This window comes from Streptomyces laculatispora, from assembly GCF_017353455.1.
Classification (GTDB): Bacteria; Actinomycetota; Actinomycetes; order Streptomycetales; family Streptomycetaceae; genus Streptomyces; species Streptomyces laculatispora.
In genome coordinates this window covers 1-10,289 of record NZ_JAFMPZ010000348.1, presented here as the reverse complement: position 1 = coordinate 10,289, position 10,289 = coordinate 1, and the positions used below count along the sequence as shown (strand labels likewise).

Here is a 10,289-nt window from a genome sequence, read left to right as displayed (position 1 = left end):
CCGCGGATCGGCACGCGGGCAGGGGCGGGCCCCCGTGCCGATCCGCGGAGGGCCGCGGGCCGCTCCCGTCGCGGAGCCGCCTCGTTGTCGGTCGTGGCGGATACGCTCGCTCGCATGGCTCTCCAAACATCCGCGGAAGCTCCGCTGCCCGTAGGTGACGTGTCACGGCTCATCGGCGGCTGGATCGACCGGCTCGGCGCCGTCTGGGTCGAGGGGCAGATCACCCAGCTGTCGCGGCGTCCGGGGGCCGGAGTGGTGTTCCTGACGCTGCGCGACCCCTCTCACGACATCTCGGTGAGCGTGACGTGCTTCAGGCAGGTCTTCGACCGGATCGCGGACGTGGTCACGGAGGGAGCGCGGGTCGTCGTCCTCGCCAAGCCCGAGTGGTACGCCCCCCGCGGGCAGCTCTCGCTGCGCGCCACGGAGATACGGCCGGTCGGCATCGGCGAGCTGCTGGTCCGGCTGGAGCTGCTGAAGAAGTCGCTGGCCGGGGAGGGCCTCTTCGCCCTCGACCGCAAGAAGCCGCTGCCCTTCCTGCCGCAGCTGATCGGGCTCGTCTGCGGCCGCGCGTCCGCGGCCGAACGCGACGTCCTGGAGAACGCGCGGCGCCGGTGGCCCGCCGTCCGCTTCGAGGTCCGCAACACCGCGGTGCAGGGGGTGCACGCGGTGAATCAGGTGGTCCAGGCCGTGCGGGAGCTGGACGAGCTCCCGGAGGTCGACGTGATCGTCGTGGCGCGCGGCGGGGGCAGCGTGGAGGACCTGCTGCCGTTCTCGGACGAGCAGCTGATCCGTACGGTCGCGGCGTGCCGCACCCCGGTGGTCTCGGCGATCGGGCACGAGCCGGACTCCCCGCTGCTCGACCTGGTCGCGGACGTACGGGCCTCCACCCCGACGGACGCGGCGAAGCGGATCGTGCCCGATGTGGGCGAGGAGCTGGACCGGGTCCAGCAGCTGCGGGACCGGGCGCTGCGGACCGTAAGGGGGCTGCTCGACCGGGAGGAACGGGGCCTGGCGCACGCACTGGGGCGGCCCTCGATGGAGCATCCGCAGCGGATGGTGGACGAGCGCGAGGCGGAGGTCGACGCGCTGATCGGGCGCGGGCGGCGGGTGCTGGGGCACCTGCTGGACCGTGCGGACTCGGAGCTGGCCCACACCCGGGCCCGGGTGGTCGCGCTGTCGCCCGCGGCGACGCTGGAGCGCGGCTATGCGGTGCTCCAGCGGGCGGACGGGCATGTGGTGCGCGATCCCGCCGACGCGGGGGCGGCCGGGGATGCGCTCCGCGCCCGGGTCTCGGGGGGCGAGTTCGTGGTGCGGGTCGCCGAGTGAAGGCGGCCGGTCGAGGCGGACAGGGCCTCGGGGACGGCCGGGCCGGGGGCGACTGAACCGGGACCGGCGGATGCACGCACGCGCTATTGACGGACATGCTCACGCAATAAGGTGGATCACATGACGGACGACGGGACGACGGCTGCGGCCACGGGCACGCTCGGATACGAGCAGGCGCGCGACGAGCTGATCGAGGTGGTGCGCCGGCTGGAGGCCGGCGGGACGAGCCTGGAGGAGTCCCTCGCGCTGTGGGAGCGGGGCGAGGAGCTGGCGAAGGTGTGCCGGCACTGGCTGGAGGGCGCCCGCGCCCGGCTGGACGCCGCGCTGGCGGGACCGGCCGCCCCGGGGGACGGCGGCGCCAAGGACACGGCGGCCGACGCGGGCTGAGCCCGCGGGCGGGCTGGTGGGCGTGCACGTGACGGCGCCCGGGGCAATCCCTGTTAGTTGTGGAGTGAATCACTCCGTTCCGGTTTTAGTTGAAAGTTAACCTACCCCTGCCGTACGGTGATCGACGTTGTCCGACCCCCCCGTGTACGTCCGGAAGGTAATACGCAAGATGTCCCTCGCTCTCGACCCCGCCGCCCAGGACCTCCTCTTCCGTGAGGCCCGCACCGCCAACACCTTCACCGACGAGCCGGTGACCGAGGAGCAGATCCAGGCGATCTACGACCTGGTCAAGTACGGCCCGACCGCGTTCAACCAGTCGCCGCTGCGCGTCATCCTGGTCCGCTCGGACGACGCCCGCGCGCGCCTCGTCGCGCACATGGCCGAGGGCAACCAGGCCAAGACCTCCACCGCCCCGCTGGTCGCGATCCTGGCCGCCGACAACGAGTTCCACGAGGAGCTCCCGGCGCTGCTGCCGCACTTCCCGCAGGCCAAGGACGCGTTCTTCTCCGAGCGCCCGGTCCGCGAGTCGGCCGCCACGCTGAACGCCGCGCTGCAGGCCGCCTACTTCATCATCGGCGTCCGCGCCGCCGGCCTGGCCGCGGGCCCGATGACCGGCCTCGACGCCGCGGGCATCGAGAAGGAGTTCCTGGACGGCGACCACAGCCTGCTCATGGTCATCAACATCGGCAAGCCGGGCGAGGACGCCTGGTTCCCGCGTCTGCCGCGCCTGGCCTACGACGAGGTCATCAAGACCGTCTGAGCCGCACCGGCCGGAGGTCCGCCCGACGCCGTCCGGCGATCCGCCCGGCCGATGCGCACACCGAGACACACGGGAAAGGCCCTGGAGCACCTGCTCCAGGGCCTTTCCCGTACCCGCGCGCCCCGCCCCCGCCGGAAGATCCCGTCAGGAGGTCTTGAGCGCCGCCGCCATCTCCGCCAGCCGCTCCGGCGCGGCGGACCCGGTGACGACCGTGGTCGCGCCCTTGTCCTCGCGCACGAGGGCGTCGTACTTCGGGCCCTCCCAGTGCTGCCAGGTCTCACCGGCGACCTGCTGGGTGCGCCCGGTCTTCTTCGCGTCCTGGCTGACCTCGGTGACGTACTTCTCCGCCGGGGACGTGGACTGCTCCACCGCGACGTACCCGCCGTCCGGATCGAGGAAGCCCAGGTGCCAGCTGTTGCCGGCCTCACGCTCGTAGCTGACCGAGGTCGGCTTCCACTTCTGCGCCAGACCGCTGGGTGCGGCCACCGGGTACGGGGCCGCGCGCCGCGCGGTCAGGAGCTCGACCCGGTAGTCGACCGCCTTGACCGGATCGGCCTTGTCGTCGTGCGGGATGAAGATGTAGACGACGCCCGCCACCGCGGCGATCACCGCCAACGACAGGAACATGTCCCGCACCGTCTGCTTGCCTCGCTTGCTTGCCACGGGTCCATCGTCGCATCAGCCCCGGCGGGACCGAACCGGGGGCGGCCGCTCATACGTGACCCGGTCTGCTCATTTTATCGACCTGACGATAGAGTCACATCACCCTCATCCGGTCGTCGTCGTACAGAAAGGTGCGCTCCGATGTCCGAGCATCATCTGCCGTCCCAGCTGGAGGTCTCCCCGGAGGCCCCCGACCGCAACCTCGCCCTGGAGCTCGTCCGGGTCACCGAGGCCGCCGCCATGGCCGCCGGGCGCTGGGTCGGCCGCGGGGACAAGATCGGCGCCGACGGCGCCGCCGTGAAGGCCATGCGGACCCTCGTCTCCACCGTGTCGATGAACGGCGTCGTCGTCATCGGTGAGGGCGAGAAGGACGAAGCTCCCATGCTGTTCAACGGCGAGCGGGTCGGTGACGGCACCGGCCCCGAGGTCGACATCGCCGTCGACCCGATCGACGGCACGACCCTGAACGCCAAGGGCATGCCGAACGCGATCGCCGTGCTGGCCGCCGCCGACCGGGGCGCGATGTTCGACCCGTCCGCGGTCTTCTACATGGACAAGCTGGTCACCGGCCCCGAGGCCGCCGACTTCGTCGACATCAACGCCCCCGTCTCGGTGAACATCCGCCGGGTCGCGAAGGCGAAGAACTCCACCCCCGAGGACGTCACCGTCGTCATCCTGGACCGCCCGCGCCACGAGGGCATCGTCAAGGAGATCCGGGAGACCGGCGCGCGGATCAAGTTCATCTCCGACGGAGACGTCGCGGGCTCGATCATGGCCGCTCGCGACGACACCGGCGTCGACCTGCTCATGGGGATCGGCGGCACCCCGGAAGGCATCATCTCGGCCTGCGCCATAAAGTGCCTCGGCGGTGTCATCCAGGGCAAGCTCTGGCCGAAGGACGCGGCCGAGCGCCAGCGCGCGCTGGACGCCGGGCACGACCTGGACCGGGTGCTGTCCACGGACGACCTGGTCAGCGGCGACAACGTGTTCTTCGTGGCGACCGGCATCACGGACGGCGAGCTGATGCGCGGAGTGCGCTACCGCGCGGAGACGGCGACCACCGAGTCCATCGTGATGCGGTCCAAGTCCGGCACCATCCGGAAGATCGACTCGACCCACCGGCTGTCGAAGCTGCGTGCCTACAGTGCGATCGACTTCGACCGCGCGAAGTGACGTAGGCACGTTCACGCGAAGGGGCGCCCCCCATGTGCGGTGGGGGCGCCCCTTCGCACAGGCGGACGCGGTGTGCCTGTCAGCCGGCCGCGGCGATGTGGCCGGCCGCGCCGGACGCCTTGAGCTCCGCCTCGCGCCGCCGGCGGCGGGCGAGTGCCACGCGGCGTTCGGCAGCCGTGAGGCCGCCCCACACCCCGTACGGCTCGGGTTGCAGCAAGGCGTGTTCCCGGCACTCGACCATGACCGGACAGCGCGCGCAGACCCGCTTCGCGGACTCCTCGCGCGAGAGCCGGGCAGCGGTCGGCTCCTTCGACGGGGCGAAGAACAGCCCGGCTTCGTCCCGGCGGCACACCGCCTCCGAATGCCAGGGGCCGGCCTGGTCCTCCCGAGCGGGGGTCCGCTGGGAAGGCGCGGCGGCGACCTGCAGGGGCTGATGCGGCAGTTGCAGCACGGTCCACTCCTGACGACGGCTTCGCGGGCGAGAAGACGATGCAGCACTCCCTACCCGCTGTACGCGCGCCTATGCACTGAGTGGCACTCAGGTCCGGTCCGCGAAATTACGGTCGAGCGTGATTTCGGCCTGAATCAGTTCCTCGCGCGTCCGCTTCTCCGTCAGCCACCGAGGTGTTTGCGCAGCCGGTCCTGGAGATCCGCAATGAACTTGCCGCGCTTGGGCTTTGCCTCGACGCTGCCGAACACCGAATAACCGTTGACCACCACCACTGGCGCCTCGGGATCCCCGGATTCCAGAGTGACGACTTCGAAATTACCGAAGATGCCCGTTCCGCTGCCGCGCAGCGAGATGTTCTCGGGAACCCGGATCTCGACACTTCCGAAGATGGAGGTCGCATTGATCACGGTGAGACGCTGTCCGAAAAGCGCCTCGGTCAGATCGATCTCCACACTGCCGAACAACGAGAACGCGTTCGTCCGGCCGCCGACCCGCCAACGCCCCCTGCGAGTGGAGCTGCTGAAGACCGCGACCAGGTTCTCGGCCGGGCCCGCCGGCGCCTCGGGGCCGTAGGCGTACGGCGCGGTGGAGGGCCTGGCGGCCCCGCCCGGCGCGGGCAGGTCCCGTACCAGCGGCTCCAGTTCACCGACGGTCTTGGCGCGGTAGACCGCATCGACCCGCTCACCGTGCTCCTCGGCGGTCAGCCGGCCCTCGGCCATGGCTTCCCGCAGGATGTCCGCGATCCGGTCACGGTCGGCGTCGGAGGCACGGATGACGTCGGGTTCGGCCCGTGCGGTGGGCTGCTGGGGGTGCTTTTCGAGGTCCACCGGCCCAGCGTACCCAAACGCGATAGATCGCGACTAGGGTCTGAGCCCTGACGGCGGGGCGCGAAGCGGGGCGGCCCGAGGCCCTCGCGCCGGCGCACGGGGCCGCGTCCGGGGCCTTGTCCGAGTGAGCCCTACCTCACAGGTTCGCCGCCCCGGCGGGGTTCTACCCTGGTGGGTGCGCTGCCCAAGGGAGGTCAGCCGCCGTCACCGAGTGAGGAATGGCCGTAATGCCAGAGTTTGCGTACTCCGATCTGCTCCCCCTGGGAGAGGACACCACGCCGTATCGTCTGGTCACCTCCGAGGGTGTTTCCACCTTCGAGGCCGACGGCCGTACGTTCCTCAAGGTCGACCCGGCGGCTCTGCGCACCCTGGCCGCCGAGGCCATGCACGACATCTCGCACTACCTGCGGCCCGCGCACCTGGCGCAGCTGCGGCGGATCGTGGACGACCCCGAGGCGTCGTCCAACGACAAGTTCGTCGCGCTCGACCTGCTGAAGAACGCGAACATCGCCGCCGCGGGCGTCCTGCCGATGTGCCAGGACACCGGCACCGCGATCGTCATGGGCAAGCGCGGGCAGAACGTGCTCACCGAGGGCGGTGACGAGGAGGCGCTGTCGCACGGCGTCTTCGACGCGTACACCAAGCTCAATCTGCGCTACTCGCAGATGGCCCCGCTGAACATGTGGGACGAGAAGAACACCGGCTCCAACCTCCCGGCCCAGATCGAGCTGTACGCGACCGACGGCGGCGCGTACAAGTTCCTCTTCATGGCGAAGGGCGGCGGCTCGGCCAACAAGTCGTTCCTCTTCCAGGAGACCAAGGCGGTCCTCAACGAGGCCTCCATGATGAAGTTCCTGGAGGAGAAGATCCGCTCGCTGGGCACGGCCGCCTGCCCGCCGTACCACCTGGCGATCGTCGTCGGCGGCACGTCGGCCGAGTTCGCGATGAAGACCGCGAAGTACGCCTCCGCGCACTACCTGGACGAGCTGCCCGCCGAGGGCTCCCCCACCGGTCACGGTTTCCGTGACCGGGAGCTGGAGGAGAAGGTCTTCGAGCTGACGCAGAAGATCGGCATCGGGGCGCAGTTCGGCGGCAAGTACTTCTGCCACGACGTGCGTGTGGTCCGCCTGCCCCGCCACGGCGCCTCGCTGCCCGTCGCGATCGCCGTGTCCTGCTCGGCCGACCGCCAGGCCACCGCGAAGATCACCGCCGAGGGCGTCTTCCTGGAGCAGCTGGAGAAGGACCCGGCGCGCTTCCTCCCGGACACCACCGAGGAGCACCTCGACGAGGCGGGGGACGTCGTGCGGATCGACCTCAACCGCCCGATGGACGACATCCTCGCCGAGCTGACCAAGTACCCGGTCAAGACCCGGCTCTCGCTGACCGGCCCGCTGGTCGTGGCGCGCGACATCGCGCACGCCAAGATCAAGGAGCGGCTGGACGCGGGCGAGGAGATGCCGCAGTACCTCAAGGACCACCCGGTCTACTACGCGGGACCGGCGAAGACGCCCGAGGGCTACGCCTCGGGTTCCTTCGGTCCGACGACCGCCGGCCGGATGGACAGCTACGTCGCACAGTTCCAGGCGGCGGGCGGCTCCAAGGTGATGCTCGCCAAGGGCAACCGGTCCAAGCAGGTCACCGACGCGTGCGACGCGCACGGCGGCTTCTACCTCGGTTCGATCGGCGGCCCGGCGGCCCGGCTGGCGCAGGACTGCATCAAGAAGGTCGAGGTCGTCGAGTACGAGGAGCTCGGCATGGAGGCGGTCTGGAGGATCGAGGTCGAGGACTTCCCGGCGTTCGTCGTCGTCGACGACAAGGGCAACGACTTCTTCACCGAGCCCGCCCCGGCGCCGACGTTCACCAGCATCCCGGTACGCGGGCCCGGCCTCGGCTGACGGACGGACGTACGCACGAGGGGCCGTCCGGCACGGGCCGGGCGACCCCTCAGCCGTCGAGCAGGCCCGATGTCGCGACCAGGTAGCCGAGTTGGGCCCGGCTGGTGCTGCCGAGCTGTTCGGAGACCTTCCGCATGTGCTCGGCGACGCTGCGGCGGCTCATCCCGATCCGCCGGGCTATCGAGGCGTCCGTCTCGCCGTTGACCACCGCCCGCAGGATGACGCGCTGCAGATCGGACGTGATGACGGGGGTGCGCAGCGGCGCCCGCTCCGGGCGGACCGGCACCGAGCGGGCCCATGCCTCGTCGAAGCCGCGGGCCAGGAACCGCACCAGTGACGGGTGCTGGACGCGCAGGGCGTGGTGCGGCTCGTCGGAGAACGGGACGAACGCCAGATTCCGGTCGAACACGATCACCCGGTCGACCACCTCGGCGAGCGTCCTGATCTCCGCTCCCGCGGCGGTCACCTGCTCGATGTACGCGAGGGTCGTACGGTCCGAGCGAACGGTGTGCTGGTAGATCGTCCGCTGCCGGATTCCCCGCCGCAGGTTGCCCAGGTCCCGGGTCAGCGCCTCCTGGAGCACATGTGCCGGACGGCCGCCCCCGGGGTGCGCGGTGCGGACCTGCTCCCGGCAGCCGCCCACCGCCGCGTCCAGCGCCTTGCTGATGACGGCCTCCCCGGACAGCCGGGTGAGCGCGGGCTGTTCGGTGCGGTGCACATCCGCGTACAGGGCCTCGAAGACGGAGAGTGCGGCGCGGGTGGCGTTCAGCGTGCGGCGCCGGTCGAGGATGGCCTCCTGGAGCGGGGCGAGCGCGGCGTGGGACGCCGTCTCCGGCGGTACGGGGATCATGAATCCCGGTGAGTCGCGGTCGGCCACCATCAGATGCAGCTCCCGCAGGCAGCCGGCCACCTCGTGCTGCGGAAGGCATCCCGCCACCAGTGCACGCCGATAGGCCGCGAGCGCGCTCTCGCAGGGCTGTTCCGGGGCGGAGCCGGCCCGTGCGGAGCTGTCCGCCGACGATTCGCGGCAATCGCATGCCGGTGGGCTGGAATGATCGTCCTTCACAAGTATGCAGATTACCTTTGTACATACGGGATGACGGCGGGGAGTTCGGCGGTTTTGCGACGATGAACGGGTGACGCCCGGCCCCGATGACACCCTCAGCCGGCCGACCGCCGAATCGGCCGACTCGCGGTACGGAGTTCGGCGTTATCGATTCCTCGTGGCCGGCTACGCCATCTCTTCGTACGGCACCTTCCTGAATATGGTGGCGCTCAATCTGTTCGTCTATGAGACGACGGGCCGGGCTCTCGCCATGGGGTTGTTCATGGCGGTGCGGCTGGCGTCCGGATTTGCCGCCGGGCTGACGGCGGGCGGTCTGCTCACCCGTTTCACGGCGAAGAGCGTGATGCTCTGGACGAATATCGCGCAGGCGTCGGTGATGCTGCTGCTGGTCCTCGCGCCGGACGGGCTGCGGACGGCCGCGCTGGTCGCCGTGTCCGTGGTGGCCGGCTCCTGCGGGACCCTGTTCATGGTGTCCCTGCGCAGCTCCATTCCCGAGATGGTCGGCGAGGAGCGGCGCTCCTGGGCCAACTCTCTCTCCATCACCGGTCGTTCGCTGGCCATGGTGGCCGGTTTCGCATCGGCGGGCGTCGTCGTCTCGCTCGTCGGGTACACCGCCGCCTTCGTGGTGGACACGGCCACCTTCGCCCTCTGCGCGGTGACGGTGGCGCTGCTCCCCATCCCGGGCGGCGGCAAGGGCGGGAGCCGGGAGGAGCCGGCCGCGGTGCCCGGTGCGGAAGCGGCCGCGGAACCGGCCGCGGAAGCCGCGCCGGCCCGCCGGCGCAGGCCCGCCGCTCTCGCCGCCCTGGCCGCCGCGCCCGGTCTGGGTCTGATGGTGGCGCTGCGGGGCGTGGACGCGCTGGGCTCGTCCTCGCACAACGCGGCGCTGCCGGTGTACTCCAGCGAGCTCGACGCCTCGCGCCCCGCCGTGTTCGTCAGCGCCTTCTGGTGCCTGTGGGCGCTCGGCAACATCGTGGTGCAGCAGCTGATCCAGCGGCACGCGCGCCGCACCGGCCGGCCCGTCGGGGCGCTGGGCTTCGGCTGGGGCACCTGTCTCATGTCCGGGGCGTTCATCCTGGCCTTCGCTGGGTTCCCGCTGGTGGCCACGGCCGCGATCGCACTGGTCGCGGGGGCCGCCGACGGGCTGACCGAGGTCTCGTACACCTCGCATCTGCAGACCCTGCCGGCCGGGCTGCGCGCGCACGCCTTCGGGCTCTCCGCCACGGTGGAGAATCTCGGGTTCGGCGCCGGAATGATCCTGGTCGCGGCCGCACTCGACCACTACACCCCGCTGACGGTCGTCGGCTGGTCCCACGGTGCCGCTCTCGTGGTCGCCGCGGTGTTCCTGATCCGGGTGGCCGGCCTCCGCAAGGCTCCGCCGGGCCCGTCGTCCCCGTGACCGGACCCGGTGCCGGGGCGGTCCGCGTACGACTGAATTCAGCCAATCCTGTGGAGGGCGGTGCGGCGGCGCCGCGACGGCTCCCGCGCGCGGGTACCGGCACGGGTACGGGCGGCGAGCCGCACGCCGGTCGCCGTTCCGGTGCCGGCCGGGCCGTACGGCGCGGCTCCGGGAGGGTCCGGACCGGCCGCGGGTACCGGCGTCGCACCGCCGCATTCGCGCAGCGGGCCGCCGGCCGGGCTTGCGGGGTGCCCGGCCGATGCGGTGAGTTGTCCGCGTCGAGGGAGAACCCGCCCCGCCCGACCGCCCGGTACGGATGCCGCCGTGCGACCCCGGCCGCACCGT

General features: G+C 71.2%; 10 protein-coding genes. 6 read left to right on the top strand and 4 right to left on the bottom strand.

Going from position 1 to position 10,289, the window contains the following annotated elements; genetic code table 11:
- The first annotated feature begins 114 nt into the window (after positions 1-114).
- The 3 genes from xseA (at position 115) to J1C73_RS18635 (ending at position 2,473) form a co-directional block, all read left to right on the top strand.
- Positions 115-1,326, top strand: a complete 1,212-nt coding sequence (gene xseA / locus J1C73_RS18645; RefSeq protein ID WP_207317402.1) for an exodeoxyribonuclease VII large subunit — start codon at positions 115-117, stop codon at positions 1,324-1,326.
- Positions 1,327-1,446: 120 nt separating this feature from the next.
- Complete coding sequence (locus J1C73_RS18640; RefSeq protein ID WP_207317401.1) at positions 1,447-1,713, top strand: exodeoxyribonuclease VII small subunit; 267 nt, start codon at positions 1,447-1,449, stop codon at positions 1,711-1,713.
- Between the two features lie 169 nt (positions 1,714-1,882).
- On the top strand, positions 1,883-2,473 hold the full coding sequence (locus tag J1C73_RS18635) for a malonic semialdehyde reductase (RefSeq protein WP_207317400.1): 591 nt from the start codon (positions 1,883-1,885) through the stop codon (positions 2,471-2,473).
- Positions 2,474-2,617: 144 nt separating this feature from the next.
- Here the strand turns inward: J1C73_RS18635 and J1C73_RS18630 are convergent, their stop codons facing one another.
- Entirely contained in the window at positions 2,618-3,136 is a 519-nt protein-coding gene (locus tag J1C73_RS18630) for a DUF4245 domain-containing protein (RefSeq protein ID WP_123461361.1), read from the bottom strand.
- Between the two features lie 141 nt (positions 3,137-3,277).
- Between J1C73_RS18630 and glpX the strand changes: the two genes are divergently transcribed.
- The gene (gene glpX, locus J1C73_RS18625) at positions 3,278-4,309 is read left to right on the top strand and encodes a class II fructose-bisphosphatase (protein WP_207317399.1); all 1,032 of its coding nucleotides are present in this window, start codon (positions 3,278-3,280) and stop codon (positions 4,307-4,309) included.
- Between the two features lie 79 nt (positions 4,310-4,388).
- Here the strand turns inward: glpX and J1C73_RS18620 are convergent, their stop codons facing one another.
- Positions 4,389-4,760, bottom strand: coding sequence for a WhiB family transcriptional regulator (locus J1C73_RS18620; protein WP_207317398.1), 372 nt, complete (start codon positions 4,758-4,760; stop codon positions 4,389-4,391).
- 161 nt (positions 4,761-4,921) lie between these two features.
- Positions 4,922-5,587 (bottom strand): DUF1707 SHOCT-like domain-containing protein, encoded by a 666-nt coding sequence (locus J1C73_RS18615; RefSeq protein ID WP_207317397.1) that lies wholly within the window; start codon positions 5,585-5,587, stop codon positions 4,922-4,924.
- 227 nt (positions 5,588-5,814) lie between these two features.
- Between J1C73_RS18615 and J1C73_RS18610 the strand changes: the two genes are divergently transcribed.
- Positions 5,815-7,482 carry a fumarate hydratase gene (locus J1C73_RS18610; protein ID WP_207317396.1) on the top strand — a complete coding sequence of 556 codons (1,668 nt, stop codon included), beginning with the start codon at positions 5,815-5,817 and terminating at the stop codon, positions 7,480-7,482.
- 49 nt (positions 7,483-7,531) lie between these two features.
- On the opposite strand, the gene J1C73_RS18605 is transcribed toward J1C73_RS18610, so the two are convergent.
- Complete coding sequence (locus J1C73_RS18605; protein WP_207317395.1) at positions 7,532-8,548, bottom strand: LuxR C-terminal-related transcriptional regulator; 1,017 nt, start codon at positions 8,546-8,548, stop codon at positions 7,532-7,534.
- A 157-nt stretch (positions 8,549-8,705) separates the two neighbouring features.
- Between J1C73_RS18605 and J1C73_RS18600 the strand changes: the two genes are divergently transcribed.
- Complete coding sequence (locus tag J1C73_RS18600) at positions 8,706-9,944, top strand: MFS transporter (RefSeq protein WP_207317403.1); 1,239 nt, start codon at positions 8,706-8,708, stop codon at positions 9,942-9,944.
- Positions 9,945-10,289: the final 345 nt, after the last annotated feature.